The organism is Methylobacterium sp. J-043 (assembly GCF_022829505.1).
GTDB lineage: Bacteria > Pseudomonadota > Alphaproteobacteria > Rhizobiales > Beijerinckiaceae > Methylobacterium > Methylobacterium extorquens_A.
This window is the reverse complement of sequence record NZ_JAKSYB010000058.1, coordinates 77957-97117: the sequence shown is the minus strand read 5'-3', so window position 1 is coordinate 97117 and position 19161 is coordinate 77957. Positions and strand designations below refer to the sequence as shown.

Annotated in this window: 20 protein-coding genes; 9 read left to right on the top strand and 11 right to left on the bottom strand. The window is 68.5% G+C overall.

Annotated features, from left to right (window positions below):
* The first annotated feature begins 13 nt into the window (after positions 1–13).
* The 4 genes from MKK50_RS15660 to MKK50_RS15645 all read left to right on the top strand — a co-directional run bounded on the left by MKK50_RS15660 (position 14) and on the right by MKK50_RS15645 (position 2295).
* On the top strand, positions 14–184 hold the full coding sequence (locus MKK50_RS15660) for a hypothetical protein (RefSeq protein ID WP_156384037.1): 171 nt from the start codon (positions 14–16) through the stop codon (positions 182–184).
* Between the two features lie 61 nt (positions 185–245).
* A complete protein-coding gene (locus MKK50_RS15655) occupies positions 246–512 on the top strand; it encodes a metal-sensing transcriptional repressor (protein ID WP_056096985.1) in 267 nt (88 codons plus the stop codon).
* A 7-nt stretch (positions 513–519) separates the two neighbouring features.
* The gene (locus MKK50_RS15650; RefSeq protein WP_056096988.1) at positions 520–1845 is read left to right on the top strand and encodes an MFS transporter; all 1326 of its coding nucleotides are present in this window, start codon (positions 520–522) and stop codon (positions 1843–1845) included.
* Positions 1846–2034: 189 nt separating this feature from the next.
* Positions 2035–2295, top strand: coding sequence for a hypothetical protein (locus MKK50_RS15645; protein WP_056096991.1), 261 nt, complete (start codon positions 2035–2037; stop codon positions 2293–2295).
* Between the two features lie 404 nt (positions 2296–2699).
* Here the strand turns inward: MKK50_RS15645 and MKK50_RS15640 are convergent, their stop codons facing one another.
* Both MKK50_RS15640 and copM read right to left on the bottom strand, forming a co-directional pair.
* Positions 2700–4136, bottom strand: a complete 1437-nt coding sequence (locus tag MKK50_RS15640) for a YncE family protein (RefSeq protein ID WP_055958914.1) — start codon at positions 4134–4136, stop codon at positions 2700–2702.
* Positions 4133–4588 (bottom strand): CopM family metallochaperone, encoded by a 456-nt coding sequence (gene copM, locus MKK50_RS15635; protein WP_055958917.1) that lies wholly within the window; start codon positions 4586–4588, stop codon positions 4133–4135. Before copM ends, MKK50_RS15640 begins: the two co-directional genes overlap by 4 nt.
* A 182-nt stretch (positions 4589–4770) precedes the next feature.
* Between copM and MKK50_RS15630 the strand changes: the two genes are divergently transcribed.
* Genes MKK50_RS15630 through MKK50_RS15610 form a run of 5 tightly spaced genes read left to right on the top strand, consistent with a single transcriptional unit; the run spans position 4771 to position 7738 of the window.
* The gene (locus tag MKK50_RS15630) at positions 4771–5154 is read left to right on the top strand and encodes a COG4315 family predicted lipoprotein (RefSeq protein ID WP_055958920.1); all 384 of its coding nucleotides are present in this window, start codon (positions 4771–4773) and stop codon (positions 5152–5154) included.
* 13 nt (positions 5155–5167) lie between these two features.
* Positions 5168–5677 (top strand): RNA polymerase sigma factor, encoded by a 510-nt coding sequence (locus tag MKK50_RS15625; protein ID WP_055958922.1) that lies wholly within the window; start codon positions 5168–5170, stop codon positions 5675–5677.
* Entirely contained in the window at positions 5674–6483 is an 810-nt protein-coding gene (locus tag MKK50_RS15620; RefSeq protein WP_055958925.1) for an anti-sigma factor family protein, read from the top strand. The genes MKK50_RS15625 and MKK50_RS15620 overlap by 4 nt, the downstream gene beginning before the upstream one ends.
* Positions 6480–7370 carry a LysR family transcriptional regulator gene (locus tag MKK50_RS15615; protein WP_055958927.1) on the top strand — a complete coding sequence of 297 codons (891 nt, stop codon included), beginning with the start codon at positions 6480–6482 and terminating at the stop codon, positions 7368–7370. Before MKK50_RS15620 ends, MKK50_RS15615 begins: the two co-directional genes overlap by 4 nt.
* The gene (locus MKK50_RS15610; RefSeq protein ID WP_055958930.1) at positions 7367–7738 is read left to right on the top strand and encodes a YidH family protein; all 372 of its coding nucleotides are present in this window, start codon (positions 7367–7369) and stop codon (positions 7736–7738) included. Before MKK50_RS15615 ends, MKK50_RS15610 begins: the two co-directional genes overlap by 4 nt.
* 3 nt (positions 7739–7741) lie before the next feature.
* Here MKK50_RS15610 and MKK50_RS15605 read toward each other — a convergent pair whose 3' ends face one another.
* From MKK50_RS15605 to MKK50_RS15565, 9 genes are all read right to left on the bottom strand, one after another.
* The gene (locus tag MKK50_RS15605; protein ID WP_056096995.1) at positions 7742–8827 is read right to left on the bottom strand and encodes a molybdopterin-dependent oxidoreductase; all 1086 of its coding nucleotides are present in this window, start codon (positions 8825–8827) and stop codon (positions 7742–7744) included.
* Positions 8828–8905: 78 nt separating this feature from the next.
* Entirely contained in the window at positions 8906–9889 is a 984-nt protein-coding gene (locus MKK50_RS15600) for a beta-propeller fold lactonase family protein (RefSeq protein WP_055958936.1), read from the bottom strand.
* Between the two features lie 185 nt (positions 9890–10074).
* Entirely contained in the window at positions 10075–10413 is a 339-nt protein-coding gene (locus MKK50_RS15595) for a c-type cytochrome (RefSeq protein ID WP_055958939.1), read from the bottom strand.
* A gap of 11 nt (positions 10414–10424) precedes the next feature.
* Positions 10425–11648, bottom strand: a complete 1224-nt coding sequence (locus MKK50_RS15590) for a molybdopterin-dependent oxidoreductase (protein WP_055958942.1) — start codon at positions 11646–11648, stop codon at positions 10425–10427.
* Between the two features lie 244 nt (positions 11649–11892).
* A complete protein-coding gene (locus MKK50_RS15585) occupies positions 11893–12954 on the bottom strand; it encodes a YeiH family protein (RefSeq protein WP_055958946.1) in 1062 nt (353 codons plus the stop codon).
* Positions 12955–13136: 182 nt separating this feature from the next.
* Positions 13137–13775, bottom strand: a complete 639-nt coding sequence (locus tag MKK50_RS15580) for a 2,3-bisphosphoglycerate-dependent phosphoglycerate mutase (protein ID WP_055958948.1) — start codon at positions 13773–13775, stop codon at positions 13137–13139.
* Positions 13776–14059: 284 nt separating this feature from the next.
* Complete coding sequence (locus tag MKK50_RS15575; RefSeq protein WP_499023629.1) at positions 14060–17218, bottom strand: efflux RND transporter permease subunit; 3159 nt, start codon at positions 17216–17218, stop codon at positions 14060–14062.
* On the bottom strand, positions 17215–18717 hold the full coding sequence (locus MKK50_RS15570; protein WP_499023628.1) for an efflux RND transporter periplasmic adaptor subunit: 1503 nt from the start codon (positions 18715–18717) through the stop codon (positions 17215–17217). Before MKK50_RS15570 ends, MKK50_RS15575 begins: the two co-directional genes overlap by 4 nt.
* A complete protein-coding gene (locus MKK50_RS15565) occupies positions 18714–19109 on the bottom strand; it encodes a FixH family protein (protein WP_056097005.1) in 396 nt (131 codons plus the stop codon). Before MKK50_RS15565 ends, MKK50_RS15570 begins: the two co-directional genes overlap by 4 nt.
* Positions 19110–19161: the final 52 nt, after the last annotated feature.

Genomic DNA, 19161 nt, shown 5'->3' with positions numbered 1-19161 from the left:
GGTTTCCGGTGCCGTGACGGGCAAGAAGCTTGGTCGCCGGATGGAGACCTGGGGAGGCGGAGGCGGACGACGGCGCAAGGTGAGGCCGCATATCCGCAAGGCCGCCGGACGTGCGTTCCTGATGGCCACGATCCTGATCGCCGGGGTCCTGGTGCTGTTCGGCTGGCTCGCCACGATGCGATGAAGGCCCCGGCAGACGTGCCCGGACGTTTGGAATATCCCCTCCAGGGGGACAGGATCGTCGGATGGAACACGCCTCGCATCCGGATATCGTCAAGCGCCTCAAGCGAGCCCACGGTCACCTCGCCGGCGTCATTTCCATGATCGAGGAGGGACGACCCTGCGTGGACCTCGCCCAGCAACTCCATGCGGTCGAGAGCGCGATCACCAACGCCAAGCGCATCCTGATCCAGGACCACATGGAGCACTGCCTCGGGCACGGGATGGAGAACGGCGCGAAGGGGGCGACCGAGGCATTGGCCGAGTTCAAGGCGCTGGCGAAGTACCTTTGAGGACCCGATGCTGAGCGTCCTCACCCATCGCACCTATCGCCATCTGTTCGCGGCCCAGGTCATCGCCCTGCTCGGCACGGGCCTGCTCACGGTCGCCCTCGGGCTACTGGCATTCCGGATCGCCGGTGACCGCGCCGGCATGGTGCTGGGCACGGCGCTGGCCATCAAGATGATCGCCTATGTCCTCGTCGCCCCGGTGGCCCAGGCTTTCACGAGCCGGTTGCCACGACGCGCCTTCCTGGCGGGCACGGACCTTGTCCGCGCCGCCATCGCCCTGACGCTGCCCTTCGTCGATCAGGTCTGGCAGGTCTACGCCCTGATCTTCGTCCTGCAATCGGCTTCGGCGGCGTTCACCCCGACCTTCCAGGCCACCATCCCGGACATCCTGCCGGACGAACGGAACTACACCCGGGCCCTCTCGCTCTCGCGCCTCGCCTACGACCTGGAGAACCTGCTCAGCCCGACCTTGGCGGCCCTTCTCCTGACCGTGGTGCCCTACAACGCGCTGTTCGGCGGCACGGTCGTCGGCTTCCTGTGCTCGGCGGCTCTGGTGGTGTCCGTGACCTTGCCGACCGCCACCCGGTCCGACCCGCATGGCGGCGTCTACGACCGGACGACGCGCGGCCTTCGGATCTACCTCGCGACGCCGCGCCTGCGCGGGTTGCTCGCCCTGAACCTTGCGGTCGCCGCGGCCGGCGCCATGGTCATCGTCAACACCGTGGTGATCGTGCAGGGCCTTCTAGGACGCCCCCAGACCGACGTGGCCCTCGCCCTCGGGCTGTTCGGGGGCGGCTCCATGATCGCCGCCCTGACGCTGCCCCGCCTCCTCGACCGGCTCTCCGACCGGGCCGTGATGATCCCGGCGGCAGCCCTGCTCGGCGCGGTTCTCCTGGGTGTCGCCGCCATGACCTGGGGTGGGACCATCGGCTGGCCGCTTTTCCTCGGGACCTGGTTGGTGCTCGGCGTCGCCTACTCCGCCGTGCAGACCCCCACCGGCAGACTCCTGCGCCGCTCGGCGACCCCGGAGAACCGGCCGGCCGTCTTCGCCGCCCAATTCGCCCTGTCCCATGCCGCGTGGTTGCTCACCTATCCGTTGGCCGGCTGGCTGGGCCCGTCCATGGGGATGCCCGCCACGCTGGCGATCCTCGGGGGCGTGACGCTTGTAGGCGTCGCCGCGGCTGCCCGACTATGGCCGGTGGACGATCCCGACGTGATCGAGCATGCCCACGCGGACCTCGACGTCCGGCACCCGCACCTGCATGGAGGCCACCATCACGCCCACGCCTTCGTCATCGACGACCTGCATCATCGTTGGCCGGTCAGGGCTGGGTGAAGGCCGTTCGGTGATATTGCCAGCTGAGTCGAAGGTCGGGCCGGCCAGCGCAGTGGAATTCGAATGTACCGTTAGGCACGCGAGCGGGAGGAGAACGTACCCCGCGGAACGGTCTTGGAAGCGGAGCCGTTCCCAAGGCTCGGGTGCCGTCGTTTTCGACGCATTGCCGACAACGACGTGAGGAAGCCCATGAGAAAGTCCCTTTTCGCCGCCGCCATCCTGGCAACCCTGGGTGCGGCTGCGGTCGCCCCCGCCTCGGCCGCCCCCGGCATGATCGGCGCCGTCGATGCCCCGACCGCCGTGACTGAGGTCCGGATGGACGGTATGCACGGTCATCGCGGCCATGGCATGCGCCATCACCATCATCGTGGGCACATGCTGCGGCACCATCATCACCACCGTGGCCACATGATGCGCCACGGGCATGGCCATCGCCACCATCGCATGTGATCTGCAGGGGCCCTTCGGGGCCCCTTATCGTATCCGACGACACCCGGGCTCAGGTGTCGCGACGTGATGGCGGGGACCTGACACAGGAGCCCTCGCAGTCCAAGCGCGGTCCGTACTTCCAAAACTCAACTTTTATCAGGCGAAGAGGGCGTAACAGGTTGACCAGCGTCATCCCGCTTTGCAGCGCTAGTGTTGAAAATCTGACGCTGTGTACCGCCACAAACGTCCGGGATGAAGGGGGAGCGGACCTTGGCTTTTCGCGCTGGAGCGGACGTGCCGTATCCGACCCAACTAGGTCATAGGAGCAATCTAACGGCGGCCTCGAAAGCAGACGTTGCAGTCGGACGCGCGCTGCGAACGCATGCTCTCGGATTCCCGCTTCCCGCGCTCGTGAGGCCGCCCGTTCAATCCACAGTCTGCATCTGGACGACGCCGCCGAGTTCACCGGGCTTGCCCGAGACCACCACGAGGTAGCGCCGGCTCGCGCCGGCATCCGTGCGGGTGATCTGGCGGATCGGGCCGATGGCGTTGACGATGGCCGCGCCGGCCGGGTTGGTCATGAAGGCGGCGAGCGGCTCCAGGCCGGCGGCCCCCTTCGGATCGGCGGCGAGCGCCAGGACGAACGGCGTCTTCGGCGCCAGTCCCGTGACCGCGGCCTGCAGGGTCTGCAGCACGCCCTGGTCGAACAGGGTCACCTGCGTCGCCGGCTTGCCATCGGTGCCTGCGAGCGTCAGCGCGCTGGTCTTGCCGGCTGCGCCCAGCGGCTGGAGGTTCTGCTTTCCGTCCCCCTCCGGCACGGCGTTCGGGACGTAGGCCACGCCCTGCGGCCCCTGGCCGATCGGAACCTCGGCGATCACGGTGTTCGATGCGGTGTCGATCACCGCCGCCTTGTCGGCGTTCTCTAGGCCGACATAGACGCGGCTGCCGTCGCCCGAGGGCCAGAGCCCGTGCGGCAGGGCGCCGGTCGGGATGGTGGCGACCTGGGTGAAGTCGTCGGTGCGGAACACCTTGACCTGGTTCAGGCCGCCGATCGTCACGTAGGCGAACTGGCCGGCCTTGGTCGAGACGATGTTGACGTGGTTGGTGATCGGCCCGGTCTCGATGGTCTTCAGCGGCGCGAAGGGCGGCGTCGCAGAGAACACCTGGGTCCGGCCGACATCCTTGAGGGTCAACCACACCTGCTTGCCGTCCGGTGTCGCGGCGATGTCGGGGCAGAACGGGCTCTCCTGCTTCACGCGCCCGACGATGGTGTGGGTCTTCGTGTCGATCACCACCGTCTCGGGGCTGAAGCTGGAGCAGACATAGCCGTAGGCGCCGTCCGGCGAGAAGATCGTCATGCCGGGCCCGTTCGGCACGGTGATCCGGCGCGTCTCCTTGGCGGTCGCGGCATCGAGTACGGCGATGTAGTCCTCGCCGCGCACGCTCACCCAGGCCTCCCGGCCGTCCGGCGTGAAGAAGGCCTCGTGCGGCGCGCGGCCGACATAGGCCGTGTGGCGGACCGTGTTGGTCGCCGTGTCGATGAAGCTCACGGAGTTCGAACCGATCGAGACCGCGAGCAGCGTCCTGTGGTCGGGCGAGAAGCCCATGCCGTGGACGAGGAGCTGGCCGCGATAGAGCGGGCTCAGGTTCATCGGCGTCGGGTCGCCGAGCCGGATCACGCCGAGCAGGACGTTGGCGGCGGGATCGACCACCGAGACCGTGTTGGAGAACTGGTCCGAGGTGTAGAACCGGTCCCTGCCGCTGACCGGCACGTCCGGTGCGGAGGCTGCGCCCGGGGCCTGCCCGGCGAGAGCCGAGCCGGAGAGCAGCGCGAGCGCGAGGAGGGTGAGGGCGGTCTTCATCGGCAGATCTCCGAAGGCATCTCGGCGGCAGGGGCCGTGCCATGGTGGTGAAGGTGGGCGGCTGCGGCGGACGAATCCGGCGCGGGAGGGAGATCGGCGAGCGCCCGGCGCATCACCGCGATCTCCTGGCCCTGTTCGACGATGATCCCCTGCGCGAGGCGGCGCAGGACCGGATCCTTGCCGTAGAGCAGCTCCGCCTGGGCCATCGCGATCGCGCCCTCGTGGTGCGGGATCATCATCGCGGCGAAGTCGCGGTCCGGATCGCCCGAGGGCGGGACCATCATGTCGGCATGCATCCGCGTCATCGACTGCGCCATCACCGCGTCGAAGGACGCGGAAACGACGGCCGGCGGCTCGGCAGCGGCCAGCGTCGGGGGCATCATCATCCGGCCGCCGACGAGGCCGCCGGCCATCACGGCGGCCGTGAGCGCAAATCCCAATGCTCCGCGCATGAGCCGTCCTCCCTGTTCGTTGTCGAGGGGAGAGATGCCGGGGAAACGGTTTTATTCCCTGGCCGGGGACGAATTCGCGGCCCTGCCGATGTGATCGATCTTTTCCAAATGTCAGTGGAATAGACGCGCCCGTTCGGCATCTCTCCCAATGCGGTCATGGTCGACCGCCGGAGACCTCACTCATGCGCACCATGCTGATCCGCGCCGCCTTTGCGGCCTTCGCCTTCTCCGCCGTCGCCGCCCAGGCCGCTGCGCCTGCGATGACGGCCGAGACTGCCAAGGGGCCGGCGCTCGTCGATGCCAAGAGCATGACCCTCTACACCTTCGACAAGGACATGGGCGGCAAGTCGATGTGCAACGGCCCCTGCGCCGCCAACTGGCCCGCCCTGATGGCGGCGCCCGGCTCGGCTGCTAGTGGCGACTGGACGATGGTGACGCGGGACGACGGCACGATGCAGTGGGCCTATAAGGGCAAGCCGCTCTACACCTTCGCCAAGGATACGAAGCCCGGCGACATCACCGGCGACGGATTCCTCAACGGTGCATGGCACATCGCCAAGCCCTGATCGGTAAAGCCTCGTGGACGAGATCGCTGCCCTCATCGAACCGCAGATCCCAGCGTTGCGGCGCTACGCCGTCGCGCTGTTACGGGACCGCGAAGCGGCGGACGACCTCGTCCAGGACACTTTGGAGCGGGCGTTGTCCGGCTGGTCCGGACGCCGCCGCGACGGCGACCTGCGGGCCTGGCTGTTCACGATCGAGCGCAACCTGTTCCTCGGCACTGTTCGACGCCGGGGCCGGCGCGGCGTCGATCTCGGCGCGGAGGCTTTGGAGCAGGTGCCTGATCCGGGTGCCGACCCCGAGACCGCTATGGGAGCCCGTGACGTGCTCACCGGGCTCGATGCGCTGCCCGAGGAGCAGCGCTCGGTGCTGCTGCTCGTCGCGGTTGAGGATCTGTCTTATGCGGAAGCGGCCCAGGTGCTCGGAGTACCGCTCGGCACGGTGATGTCGCGGTTAAGCCGAGCCCGGGAGCGGATGCGAAGTTTTCTGGAAACCGGCCGAACCGGCTTGTTGAGGAGGGTAAAATGAGCGGGGATCCGCGCCCGGTCGGCGAGGACGACCTGCACGGCCTGATCGACGGTCGTCTGGAACCGGAGCGGCAGGCGCTGGTCGAGGCATGGCTCAGGGGAAATCCCGCGCGGGCGGCCGAGGTCTCGGCGGATCGCGCCTTGCGCGAGCGCTTGCGTGCCCGCCTCGCGCCGATCGCCGAGGAGGCGATCCCGGCGCGGCTCAGGGTCGCCAATATCCGCTCGCGACATCGCCCGATAACCGGGCGCTGGCTTCCGGTCGCGGCTGCGGCCGTGCTCTGCCTCGCGGTCGGCGGTGCCGCCGGCTGGTTCGGCCATGCCGTGCGGCAGGTACCCACGGTCACGCTCGCGCGAACCGAGCCGGCGACCGACGACGCAGTGGCGGCCTTCCGCACCTACGTGGTCGAGGCGGTGCATCCGGTGGAGGTGCGCGCCGACGAGAAGCCGCACCTCGTGACGTGGCTCTCGAAGCGCCTCGGCCGGGCGGTGACCACCCCCGACCTCACGGCCTACGGCTTCCGCCTGATGGGCGGCCGGCTGCTGCCGGCGGGTTCCGAATCCGCCGCGATGCTGATGTACGATGACGATCACGGCACCCGGCTGACGCTCTACAGCCGCGTGGGCGATGCGGATGGCCGCACGGTGTTCCGCTTCGCCCGCGAGGGCGATGTCGCTGCCTTCTCCTGGGTCGATGGCGGCATGTCCTACGTCGTGACGGGTCGCACCGACGAGGCGCGGCTGTTGACCGTCGCGCAGGCGGTTGACGCGCAGGTCCGTGGATTGCCGGTTCCGCCGCGGCAACCATGACCCTCGACCAACTCCGCATCTTCGTGGCCGTGGCGGAGCGGCAGCACGTGACCCGGGCTGCAGAGGCGCTGAACCTCGTCCAGTCGGCAGTCAGCACGGCGATCGCCAACATCGAGGGGCGGCACGCCACCAAGCTGTTTCACCGGGTCGGCCGCGGGATCGAGCTGACCGAGGCGGGACGCGTGTTCCTCGTCGAGGCCCGCGCCGTACTCGCCCGGGCCGAGGCCGCCGAACTGGTGCTCGCCGACCTCAGTGGCATGCGACGCGGGACGCTGGCCCTCTATGCCAGCCAGACCATCGCCAGCGACTGGCTGCCGCGCCACCTCGTCGCCTTCCGCCGGGCCTACCCTGAGATCGCCATCCGGTTGGCGGTGGGCAACACCACCGACGCCGCCGACGCGGTGCGCGCGGGGCAGGCCGAACTCGGCTTTGTCGAGGGGGCGCTGGACGACCCGACGCTCGCGAGCACGACCATCGCGCAGGACCAACTGGTCCTCGTGGTCGCCCCTGGCCATGCCTTCGCCGAGGCGACCCACCTCGAACCCGAAAACCTCGCCGGGGTCGATTGGGTGCTGCGCGAGGCGGGATCGGGAACCCGCTCGGCCTTCGAGGCGGCCCTGGGTGCGGCCGGCCTCGCAGCCGCCCAGCTTCGGGTCACGCTCGAACTGCCCTCTAACGAGGCGGTCCGCGCCGCCGTCGAGGCCGGGGGCGGGGCCGCCGTCCTGTCCGAGACCGTGGTCGCCGCCGCGCTTCGGGCCGGGACCCTGGTCCGGGCGGCGTTCGACTTACCGAGCCGGCCGTTCCGGGTGCTGCGCCACAAGGAGCGCTACCGCAGCCGGGCCGCCGACGCGCTTCTCGACCTGATCGCGACAGCGAATGCCGGATGAGCGAGCTCGCGAAACCCGTGCCCCCCGACGATCCCCGGGTGAGACTCGCCGAGGATCGGACGGTTCTAGCGGCCGAACGCACCTTCGTGGCGTGGCTTCGCACCGGGCTCGCGTTCCTAGGCGTCGGCCTCGCCGCGCAGCGCTTCCTGCGGGAGGTGCTCGCGGTCTGGCCGCTGAAGGTATTGTCGCTGACGCTGATCGGCTGCGCGCTCGCCTCATTCGCCGGCGCCGTGTGGCGGGACCGGGCGATCCGGGCACGGCTCGCCCATTCCGAGATCCCGATGATGCCGCGCCTCCTCACCGTCGGGATTGCGGCCCTGCTCATCGCGATCTCCGGCCTCGCGGCCACCGCCCTGCTCTGGGCGTGAGGGTCAGGCCACCGTCACTCGCACCCGGTGCCAGGCGGCGCTGAGGTAACCCTTGTAGTTCCAGGTGTCGTCGGGGGCGGCCGGCTGGGTCTGGCCGGCGGAATCCCAGGCCCGCACCGCGAGCTCGTGCTCGCCCGCGGTCAGTTCGCGCTCGATCTCCCAGAACGTCCAGGCGTAGGGCGCGTCGGCATCGCGCTCGATCCGGGCTTGCGCCCAGCTGCGGCCGCCATCCGTCGAGACGTCGACGCGGGCGACCGCGCGGTCGCTGGCGATGGCGTAGCCGCGGATCGCGTGCCGGCCGGCCTTCAACGCAGCGCCGCGGGCGGGCTCGCAGATCGCGCTGTTCAACGGCATCGCCTCGATGGTGATGCCGTGGGCCGGGTCGGCGGTCTCGGCCGTCACGTCGGGCGGAAACAGCTTGTAGTCGTCGGCCTGCATCGGGTTGTCGGAGGGCCGGTCCTGCACCGTGATCCGGGCGAGCCATTTCGGGCTGCGGATGCCGGCAAAGCCCGGCACCACCACGCGTAACGGATGGCCGTGCTCGGGGGCGAGAGGCTCGCCGTTCATCGCGAAGGCAAGCAGCGTCTCGGGCGCCAGCGCCTTGGCGAGCGGGATCGAGGCGCCGAAGCGCGTGTCCGTGTCCGCGATCCGGTCGTGGCTCTCGAAGGCGACGTGGCGCTCATCATCCGCTTTGATGCCGGCCGCGCGCAGCACGTCGGCGAGCCGCACGCCGGTCCATTCCGCATTACCGATGGCGCCGGGCGCCCACGGGTCGCCGGAGACCGGGGCCACCGCCAGCATGTCGGCCCGGCGGTTGCCGGCGCATTGCATCACCGCCGTCACGGTGACGGGCGCGAAGCGTTCTTTGAGATCGGCGAGGGAGAGGTCGAGGGGCGTCGCGACCATCCCGTCGACGGTCAGGCGGTAGCCGTCGGCGTCGAGGTCCGGGATGTCGCCGTGGCTGCGGACGTAGAAGTCGGCTTGATCAGTCAGGAAGGCGGCCCGCAGGCGATCGAGCGGCGGCTCGGCGTTGTAGGGCGTCTTTCCGTGGACGATGAGGCGGTCCTTGCGCTGGAACAGGCCGAGCATGGGGTCTTTGTCCTGCGTTCGCGACGTGTCGAGATCGAGAACGCGCCGGGCGCCGAAAGGCACCCGGCGCGCGACGCTTCACGGCTTCATCGTCGAAACCACCGCGTTCTTCGCGCGGTCGACCACGGCCACGCTGAGGTCGCGGTTGAGGACGTACGCGTGGGCGTTGTCACTGGAGAATGCGATCGCCTGGCGCGGCTCGTTCAGCCCGGTCACCGTGGCGACGACCTTGAGCGTGTCGGTGTCGATCACCGAGAGCGAGTTGTCCTTGAGGTTGCCCGAATAGACGAAGCGCCCGTCCGGGGTCAGCGCGGCACCGTAGGGGTCCTTGCCCACCGCGACTTCTGACGTGACCTTGCGGGCGGCGACATCGACCACACTGACGGTGTTGCGGCCGCTGTTGGCGGCAAACAGCGTCTTGCCGTCCTTGGTGATCGAGATGGCGCGCAGCTTGTCGAACCCGGCGATCTCGCTGGTGATCTTGTTGGTGGCGGTGTCGACCAACGTGATCTTGTCGCCGAGGAAGTTCGTCACGAACACGGTCTTGCCGTCCGGCGACAGCTTCACGCCTTGGCGCGGCTGCGCAAAGCCGGGGATCACGGCGACTGCGAGCATGGTCTTGGTGTCGAACACGGTCAGCGTGCTCGCGGCCTCGTTGTTGACGTAGAGCTTTGTCCCGTCGGCCGAGAGCACCGTGCCGAACGCACCGGGGCCCGCGGCAAGAACGCCGGCTTCTTTGCCGGTGCCGGTCTCGTAGACCGTGATCCGGCCCGTGCCGCTGTCGGAGACGTAGAAGCGGGCGCCGTCCGGCGCGAACACGATGTTGCGCGGCGTGACGAAGCCGTCGAGGCGGCGGAGCACCGTGCCCTTGGCGACGTCGTAGACGATGACGGCGCTCTCCTCGCTGTTCGACACCGCGGCGACCGTGCCGGCGGCGTTCAGGGCGAGCGCGTTGTTCTTGATTGCGCCGTCGAAGCCGGCGGCGAATCCAGGTTGGTTCTGGGTGAGGAGCAAGGCAGCTCCGGCGAGGAGGGCGCGGAGGCTGGTACGGACGTGGGTCATGAAGCGTGTCTCTCGGGCATGCGCCCTCGTTCGACGGCCTGGGGCCGGCCGTGCGGGCGAGTTCGAAATCGGATTGCGTCGTGCGGGACCGGTCAGGCCGTGCATCGCCTTAGGGAGATGCCAGCGAGGGCGGTCTATTCCCCGAGGCCGGCGAAAAAAGCACGGCGGCCTCGGGATTCGAGGGTTCAGGGCGTGGGCTTCAACGCCGTGAGGTAATCGACGATGGTCTGCACATCGGCCTGATCGACCGGCGCTTTGTAGACGTGGACCATCTTGTTCACGGTCTCGGTCCACTGCGCCTTCGTGAGCTTGGGCTGGGTCAGCACCATCCCGGCCGAGTGGCAGGCGAGGCAATTGTTATTGACCGCCTCGGCTCCCGGCCCGTCCGGAAAGATCCGGTCGGACGTCGGAAATTCGATCGATTGCGAACTGAAGCGCATCGGCTCGGGAGCAGGCGCCGCGAGCGCCACCAGGGGAGACAGGATGAGCGCGGCGATGAGGGCCGCAGGGCGAATTGTGTTCATGGCTGTTCTCCTCAAGCGGCCTGGAAGGACACGGTCTCGATGCCGTTCTGCATGAAGCCGTTGGCGTTCCAGACCCGGTCCATGCCTTGCGCGACGCCCTTGGTATTGGTGCAGCGGACCCTGACCGTGTGGGTCCCGGCGGCCAGCGCCGGCAGGCTGCCGTCGAAGCGGCGGAAGCTGTAGGGGCCCTCGTCGGCACCGAGTTGCGCCGGGAACCACGTCGCCCCGCCGTCGCCGGAGAACTCGACCGCCTTCACCCCACAATCGCCGCCGAACGCGATGCCGCGGATGGCCACCGGCGTTCCGGCCGCCACCTTGGCGCCGTCGGTCAGGTTGGTGACGAACGAGCGCGGCACCATCCTGTTAATCGGCACTGTCTTGAACCCTGTCTGCCCGGGCTTGATGTTAGCACCCGGCACGTCGGGAATACGGTAGGCGGTCTTCATCCAATATTGTTCGTCGGGCTTGTCCAGCACCTCGATGTCGGACAGCATCTTGACCCAGTAGGTTGAGTACCAGCCCGGCACCACGAGCCGGAGCGGGAAACCGTTGAGCAGCGGGAGCTGCTCGCCGTTCATCGCGTAGGCGATCATCACCTCACCATTGTTGGCGTGGTCGAGATCGAGGGACTTCTTGAAGTCCGGCGCGTCGTCGACCACGGGCTCGTCGAGGCCGTTGAAGCGCACCTGCACGGCACCGGCCTTCACCCCGGCCTTTTCGAGCACGTCCTTGAGGCGCACCCCGGTCCAGCGGGCGTTGCCCATTGAGCCGTTGGCCCATTGCGCGCCGGGCACCCGCGGCTCGAACAGCCCGCGTGAATTGCCCGAGCACTGGTTGACCGCGGCGATCTCGAAGCGCGGCAGGCCGGCGATGGCATCGAGGGAGAGCGAGAGTTCCTTCTCCACATGGCCGTGGACCTTGAGCCGGAAGGTGCCGGCATCGACCTCGGTCGGGATCGAGGCCCAGTGCCAGCGCACGTAGAAGCGGTCGTTGGGGGTGAACACGCCCGCGTCGAACACCGAGAACGGCGTCTCCAGCAGCGGCGGATGGGTGCGCTGGAGGATCATCTCGCCCTTGCCCGGAAAGGCGGTGGTCAGCGCCCGCTCGTCCGGGCCGCCGGGCAGCGGCAGCTTCACCGAGCCCGCGGCCCAGGCCGGCAACGCGGCGCCGAGGCTGCCGAGCCCGAGTCCACCCAGGACGAGGCGGCGGTTCGTCGGTCTGTCCAATCCGTGCATGGTCTCTCCCCTTGAAGAATGTCGGCGTCGATGCGTTCGAGCGCATCGGGCCTCGTGGCGATTCCTCGCGACAAGGGAGATGCTACGGAAAGCGATTTATTCCCTCCAACGGTCTTTCGCGATGCGAACGATCTCCCGGTGCGATGATTCGAGAATTTTCAATCTCCCGCTTAATCCGGATTTCTTCGGGGCATCGCGCCGGATAAAAACCTGGATCGGTGGTGGAGCCGGATCCACACCCGGATCAGACAAGGCCCAGCACGTGGATCAGGCCGAGGCTGACGGCGCCGAGCGCGAGGAGCGAGGCGACTACCGCCAGCGTCACCCGCGCCCCGGCCTTGGCGACGCTGCGCACGTCGACCCCGAGGCCGAGCGCCGCCATCGAGACCACGGTCAGCACGTTGGCGGTCTCCGACATCGGCGCGAGCGCGACCTGCGGGATCAGCCCGGCCGAGCGAAGTCCCGCGAGCGCGAGGAATGCGAGGATGAACCACGGCACCAGGCGGTGGATCGCGAGGCTGGCGCGGGCCGGGCGGTCGCCGGCTGTGACGCCGGGGGCGGCCTCGTCGGTCTTCTCGCCCAGCCGGCTCGCGCCGAGCGAGAGCACCAGGACGACCGGGCCGAGCATCAGCACCCGGACGAGCTTCACCAGGGTTCCGACCTGGACGCTGAGTGCCGCGACCGGCGCGGTGGCGGCGAGAACCTGCGGAACAGCGTAGACGGTGAGGCCGGCGAGCACCCCGTACTGCATCGGCGAGAGACCGAGCAGGGGCACCAGTAGCGGCAGCCCGAGCACCACCAGCACGCCTAGAACCGCGGTGAAGGCGATGGAGGCGGCGACGTCCTCGCCGTCGGCACCAATCACCGGCGCCGTGGCGGCGATGGCCGAGTTGCCGCAGATCGAGTTACCGCAGGCGACGAGGATCGCCATGCGCGGGTGCAGCCCGAGCGCCCGACCGATGCCGTAACTCGACAGGATCGCCACCGTGACGACGCCCGCGATGCCGAAGAGCAGACCCGGACCGGCCGCCAAGATCGTCGCGAGGCTGAGCGAGGCCCCGAGAAGAACAACCGCGATCTCCAGTACGGTCTTGGCCCCGAAGGCGATGCCGGGAAAGAAACGTTGCGACGGGGTCCAGGCCGTGCGGATCGCGCTGCCGAGCAGGATCGCCAGCACCAGGGCTTCGAGCCAGGCGCGACCGAACAGATGCGCCTCGACGGCCTCGAAGCCGACCGCTGCGGCGGTGACCGCCACGCAGAGGCCCAGTCCCGGAAGGATGGCTTTCGTGCCGGCCAAGGCGCCCATCGATCGAGGGTGGGAGAAAAGTCTGGGCATGGACATGGATGGCTCCGATGTGATGCCAGAGAATCCCATGTCCCTTTCATTCACTCCAACGGAATGATCAGATGTTTCCCATCAACGGAATAGATGAAAAGGGGCCCCTTCGCGGCTTGCGGAGATCCATTCTGGGGGGCCGACAAGCGCATTCACCCGTCAATCCAGCGTGCCTTGATCGTCGTGTCCGCGGCAAACTCATAGATCCTGACGGAGCCCGTCGCGAGTTCGAGGTGCTCGACCTCCGCCGGGTTGAGGTCTTCGAGCGCCATCACAAGCGCCCGCAGGCAATTACCGTGGGCGACGACCAGCACGTCCCCGCCCATGACCGCCGGTAGGATGGATCGGAGGTAGCAGGGCACGATGCGCGCGACAGTGTCGCGCAGGCTCTCACCATTCGGCGGCGCATCAGCGTAGGAGCGGCGCCAGGTCTCAATCCGCACCGCCCCCCAGCGCGCATCGGCGGTGGTCTTGTCGAGCCCGCTGAGGTCGCCGTAGTCTCGCTCGTCGAGCGCGGCGAAGCGTTGGGGGATTAATCCGGGTTGCCCGAGCGCATCGAGGATAAGCCGGCCGCTCACGACGGCCCGCGTCAGCGTCGAGGTGAAGGCAACAGAAAAGCGCCAGCGGCGCTCGGCCAAACGCCGGCCGGCTGCCTCGGCTTCCATCCGGCCCTGCTCGGTCAAGGGCGAGTCCAGCAATCCCGTGAACAGGCCGGATCGGTTGGCTACGCTCTGGCCATGCCGGACCAGCACGAGACGTCGCGTGACCGGGGCTTTGCAATCGTGAATCACGCTGTCTCCCGAGGCAGAGCACTTTCGCGCCGGTGGCATCGCCTCTGATGAAGTCGGCATCCGGCTTTAACAAAATTCGACCCTGAGATGAGTTGGACCGACCGTCCGGAGACGGTGATTCATCCTTGGTCCGCTTTAGAACGTCTTGCGACTGAAAGCAGCCAAGCTGCTTGCCACCCAACCCGGTCGTTGGCCTCTGCCTCGACAGCCTGGGAGCGGACCTTCGGAGTGTCGGCAAGGGGCCGGGAGTCGGCCCAGGGCATGGTTTCAATCCGTCAGATTGTTCATAACGTTACAAGTCGGGCCTCGGGGTCGATGGTATTCGGTTCGGACCGCGGCAGCCCCCACCCTTTCACGAAGCCGTAGACCGCCGGGATCACCAGGAGGGTCAGCAGGGTCGAGGAGACCATGCCGCCGATCATCGGCACGGCGATCCGTTGCATGACCTCGGAGCCCGAGCCGGTGCTCCACAGGATCGGCAGGAGCCCGGCCATGATCGCCACCACCGTCATCATCTTCGGGCGCACCCGCTCGACCGCGCCGACCATGATCGCCCGCCGCAGGTCGGCCCTGGTGAACGTCAGCCCGGCCCTATCGCGCTCGGCCCGGATCTCGGCCAGCGCGTGGTCGAGGTAAACCAGCATGATCACCCCGGTCTCGGCGGCCACGCCTGCCAGCGCGATGAAGCCCACCGCCACGGCCACCGACAGATTGAAGCCCATCCACCACATCAGCCAGACCCCGCCGACGAGGGCGAAGGGCAACGACAGCATGACGATGAGCGTCTCGGTCAGCCTACGGAAGTTCAGGTAGAGCAGCAGGAACACGATCAGCAGCGTCAGGGGCACCACGATCTTGAGCCGGGCGGTCGCCCGGTCGAGGTACTCCACCTGCCCGCTCCACTGCACGAGGGTACCCTGGGGAAGCCTGACCTCGTTGGTCACCGCCGCTCTAGCCTCAGCAACGTAGCCCCCGAGGTCGCGACCGGCGACGTCGACGTAAATGAAGACCGCGAGTTGCCCGTTCTCCGTCCGGATCTGCGTCGGGCCGCGGTTCAACTGCACCTTGGCGACCTCGCCGAGCGGCACGGTCCCCCCGCCCGGGATCGGCACCTGGACCTCGGAGGCGATGGAGTGCGGATCGGACCGAAAGGCCCGGGGGTAGCGCACGTTGACGGTGTAGCGCTCCCTGCCCTCGACGGTGTTGGTGACGCTCTCGCCGCCGAGCGCCATCCCGATCACGTCCTGCACGTCCCCGACCGTCAGCCCGTACCGGCCAAGCGCCTCGCGGTTGGGGGTGATGTCGAGGAAGTAGCCGCCCTGGACGCGCTCGGCGTAGGCGCTCGACGTGCCCGGCACCACCTTCACCACCGCCTCGACCTGGCGGGCGACCTTTTCCATCTCGGTCAGGTCCGTCCCGAGCACCTTGATCCCGACCGGCGTGCGGATGCCGGTGGAGAGCATGTCGATGCGGGCGCGGATCGGCTGGGTCCAGGCGTTCGAGACCCCGGGGAACTGGAGCGCGGCGTCCATCTCGGCCTTCAGGCTCGCCGTCGTGACCCCGGGACGCCAATCCACCTTCGGCTTCAGGTTGACGATGGTCTCGAACATCTCGCTCGGCGCCGGATCGGTCGCGGTGTTGGCCCGTCCGGCCTTGCCGTAGACCGAGGCGACCTCGGGGAACGACTTGATGATCCTGTCCTGGGTCGCCAGCAGGTCGCCGGCCTTGGTCACCGAAATGCCCGGCAGGGTGGTGGGCATGTACATCAAAGTCCCCTCGTCGAGGTCGGGCATGAACTCCGAGCCGAGCCGGCTCGCCGGCCACGCCGTCACCGCCAGGACGACCAAGGCCAGCAGGATCGTCAGCACACGCGCCCGCAGGACGCCGGCGATGAGAGGGCGGTAGATCCAGATCAGGAGCCTGTTCACCGGGTTGCGGTGCTCGGGGATGATCCGGCCGCGGACGAACAGGACCATCAGCGCCGGGACGAGTGTCAGGGACAGGACTGCCGCCGCGGCCATCGCGAAGGTCTTGGTGAAGGCCAGCGGACCGAACAGGCGGCCCTCCTGGCTCTCCAGGGTGAAGATCGGCAGGAAGCTGACCGTGATGATGAGCAGCGAGAAAAACAGCGACGGACCGACCTCACTTGCCGCCTCGATCAGGATCTCGACCCTGGGTTTGTCCGGCGGCGCCCGTTCCAGGTGCTTGTGGGCGTTCTCGATCATCACTATGGCGGCGTCGATCATGGCACCCACCGCGATGGCGATGCCGCCCAGGCTCATGATGTTGGCCCCGAGCCCCAAAGCCTTCATGCCCGCGAACGCCATGAGGATGCCGACCGGCAGCATCAGGATCGCGACCAGCGCGCTGCGGACGTGGAGGAGGAACACGACGCAGACGAGGGCGACGATGACGCTCTCCTCGATCAGCGTGCCCTTGAGGGTCTCGATGGCCGCCTCGATCAGGTGCGAGCGGTCGTAGACCGGCAGGATCTCCGTGCCCTTGGGCAGACTGGCGGCGACCTCGGAAAGTCGGGCCTTCACGTTCTCGATCACGTTCAGGGCGTTGGCACCGAAGCGCTGCAGGATGATCCCGCCGGCGACCTCGCCGTCCCCGTTCATCTCGGTGATGCCGCGGCGCTCGTCCGGGCCGAGCTCGACCCGAGCCACGTCCTTCACCCGCAGGGGCGTGCCCGCCTCGGTCTTCAGGACGATGCTCTCGATGTCGGCGACGCTCTTGAGGTACCCCCGCCCGCGGACGACGAACTCGAACTCGGACAGTTCAACGGTGCGGCCGCCGACGTCGGCGTTGCTGGCCCGGATGGCCTCCCGGAGCTTGGACAGGGTGATGCCCTGCGCCCGCAACCGGTTGGGATCGACCACGACGTTGTACTGCTTCACGAAGCCGCCGACGCCGGCGACCTCGGCCACGCCCTCGGCACGCGACGCCCCGAAGCGGACGACCCAGTCCTGGAGCGAGCGGAGTTCGGCCAGCGACCGCTCCTTGGCGACCACGACGTACTGGTAGACCCAGCCCACCCCGGTCGCGTCCGGTCCCAGCGTCGGGGTGACGCCGGCCGGCAGGCGCTTGGCCACGGTGTTCAGGTATTCGAGCACCCGGCTGCGCGCCCAGTACGGGTCGGTGCCGTCCTCGAAGATGACGTAGACGAACGACACCCCGAAGAACGAGAAGCCGCGCACGACCTTCGACCGCGGCACCGTCAGCATGGCGGTGGTCAGGGGGTATGTGACCTGGTCCTCGATGACCTGGGGCGCCTGCCCGGGGTACTCGGTGTAGACGATGGTCTGCACGTCCGAGAGGTCCGGGATCGCGTCGAGCGGCAAGGTTTTCAGGGCGTAGAGCCCCGCTCCCACCGCGAAAACGGTCCCGATCAGGACCAGCATCAGATTCCTCGCCGACCAGGCGATGAGACGGGCGATCATGGCGCCTTCCCTTCGGCCGCGGCCTGTGGGCCGGGATCGGGTTTGGGCTCGGACAGCCCCTGCAGCGCCGCCTTCAGGTTGCTCTCGGCATCGATCAGGAAGTTCGCTGACGTGACCACGCGGTCGCCCGCGGCGATGCCGTCGCGGATCTCGACGTAGCCGTCGCCGCGGGTGCCGAGCCGGACCGGCCGCGGTTCGAAGCGGCCCACGCCCCTGTCGAGCAGGACGACCTGTTTCGTGCCGGTGTCGATGACCGCGTCGTCGGGCACCGCCACCACCGGCTTGTCGCTGCCGGTGGCGATCGTCACGTCGGCGAACATCCCCGGGCGCAGGTCGCCGTTCGGGTTCGGCAACTCGATCCGCAGGCGGGCGGTCCGGGTCGCCACGGCGAGGTGCGGGTAGATCCGGGTCACCGTGCCGGTGAAGAGGCGATCCGGGAACGTCCGGGCGCGCACCGTCGCCGTCTGGCCTTCGGCCACAGCGGCCAGGTCGCGTTCGGTCACGTCGGCCAGGACCCAGACCCTGGAATGATCGACGAGCTTGAAGAGGGTGTCGCCGGACTTGGCGCGCATGCCGTCCGAGACGTTGCGCTCGACCACGACGCCGTCGCGAGGCGCCGACCACGTGATGGTGGAAGGCACTTTTCGGGATCGCTCGATCTCGTCGATGACCTCGGGCGGGATGCCGAGGTTCTCCAGGCGACGGCGGGCGCCCTCGTAGCCGATGCCGGTGAGGTACTGCGCGGCGGCCGCATTCATCTCCGGCGAGAACAGGCGCAGGAGAGGTTGGCCCTTGTGGACGTGGTCGCCGGTGGTGACGGCCTCGACCTTCTCGATGAAGGCGTCGGTGCGCATCGCGATCACCGAGATCCGGCGCTCGTCCTCCTCGATGGCGCCGGGCGCGCGCACCGGCATCGACAGGACCCGTCGCTCGGCCACCGCCGTCCGGACCCCGGTGCGCTGGAGCTTGCCCGGCGAGATCCTCACGGTGCCGTCGTCGGTGTCCTCGCCCTCGTAGACGGGGAGGTAGTCCATCCCCATCGCGTCCTTCTTCGGAATCGGCGAGGTGTCCGGCAGGCCCATCGGGTTGCGGTAGAAGCGCACCTTGCGGGCGCTCGCAGGCATCGTGGTCTGACCCTTGGCCATGTCGCCGTGCCCGGGGTCGGGAATCGCCTCGGGCTCGTCGGGTTCGTCGAAGCGCACGTCCTCGCTTGCGTGGACGGCGCGATAGTCTCGACCGTCCGCTGTGCGCTTGGGCTCGGCGGAGTAGTCCGGCTTCCCGTCCGGGTCCCGGTAGTAGACCACGGGACCGGTCGCCTTGGTCGGGACCCGAGCGGGCACAGCGGACCTTGTCTCGGCACCCGGCAGCCAGTGGACGAACCCGGTCCGCGCCTGCTGGACGAGCGCCGGCACGGGGCTGCCCTCATGCCCCGCGCCATACCCCAAAACCCCCGCCGCGAGCGCGGCGAGGGTCCCGGCCAGCCATGCTCTCCGGCTCACTTGGTGGCCTTGAACACCAGCTTGTTCTCGACGGTGCCGGTCTCGCCTTGGACCTTGGCCCCGAGCGAGAGGCGCCAGCTGCCAGCCATCGTCAGCTTCACCTTGAACCGGTAGAGACCCGGCTCCGGCGACGGCAGCTGCTCGATCTTGGAGGTCATCTCCTCCATGCTGTCAGGCGCCATGTCGATGCGCTTGGCGAAGATGACGGCGTTCGGCACAGGCTTGGACGTGCGCTTGTCAACGAGGCGGACGTCGAGGATGGCCTCGCCCTGCTTGGCCTCGTCCTTCACCAGTTGGAACTCGTAGTCCTTGGTGTCGGCCCGGGCCGCGGCGGTCAGGGCGAGGCCGAGCAGCGCAGCCGTGAGCGCGCGCGAAAACGATGTGTTGGACACGGTCGATGATCTCCTGAAAACGATGGGACCCGGGCCTTCAGGCGCGCGGGAT

Excerpts from the sequence above, each read along its gene's own strand:
- MKK50_RS15655 (WP_056096985.1), top strand. The coding sequence starts at position 246 with ATGGAACACGCCTCGCATCCGGATATCGTCAAGCGCCTCAAGCGAGCC.
- MKK50_RS15650 (WP_056096988.1), top strand. The coding sequence starts at position 520 with ATGCTGAGCGTCCTCACCCATCGCACCTATCGCCATCTGTTCGCGGCC.
- MKK50_RS15645 (WP_056096991.1), top strand. The coding sequence starts at position 2,035 with ATGAGAAAGTCCCTTTTCGCCGCCGCCATCCTGGCAACCCTGGGTGCG.
- MKK50_RS15640 (WP_055958914.1), bottom strand. The coding sequence starts at position 4,136 with ATGAAGACCGCCCTCACCCTCCTCGCGCTCGCGCTGCTCTCCGGCTCG.
- copM (WP_055958917.1), bottom strand. The coding sequence starts at position 4,588 with ATGCGCGGAGCATTGGGATTTGCGCTCACGGCCGCCGTGATGGCCGGC.
- MKK50_RS15630 (WP_055958920.1), top strand. The coding sequence starts at position 4,771 with ATGCGCACCATGCTGATCCGCGCCGCCTTTGCGGCCTTCGCCTTCTCC.
- MKK50_RS15620 (WP_055958925.1), top strand. The coding sequence starts at position 5,674 with ATGAGCGGGGATCCGCGCCCGGTCGGCGAGGACGACCTGCACGGCCTG.
- MKK50_RS15615 (WP_055958927.1), top strand. The coding sequence starts at position 6,480 with ATGACCCTCGACCAACTCCGCATCTTCGTGGCCGTGGCGGAGCGGCAG.
- MKK50_RS15610 (WP_055958930.1), top strand. The coding sequence starts at position 7,367 with ATGAGCGAGCTCGCGAAACCCGTGCCCCCCGACGATCCCCGGGTGAGA.
- MKK50_RS15605 (WP_056096995.1), bottom strand. The coding sequence starts at position 8,827 with ATGCTCGGCCTGTTCCAGCGCAAGGACCGCCTCATCGTCCACGGAAAG.
- MKK50_RS15600 (WP_055958936.1), bottom strand. The coding sequence starts at position 9,889 with ATGACCCACGTCCGTACCAGCCTCCGCGCCCTCCTCGCCGGAGCTGCC.
- MKK50_RS15595 (WP_055958939.1), bottom strand. The coding sequence starts at position 10,413 with ATGAACACAATTCGCCCTGCGGCCCTCATCGCCGCGCTCATCCTGTCT.
- MKK50_RS15590 (WP_055958942.1), bottom strand. The coding sequence starts at position 11,648 with ATGCACGGATTGGACAGACCGACGAACCGCCGCCTCGTCCTGGGTGGA.
- MKK50_RS15585 (WP_055958946.1), bottom strand. The coding sequence starts at position 12,954 with ATGGGCGCCTTGGCCGGCACGAAAGCCATCCTTCCGGGACTGGGCCTC.
- MKK50_RS15575 (WP_499023629.1), bottom strand. The coding sequence starts at position 17,218 with ATGATCGCCCGTCTCATCGCCTGGTCGGCGAGGAATCTGATGCTGGTC.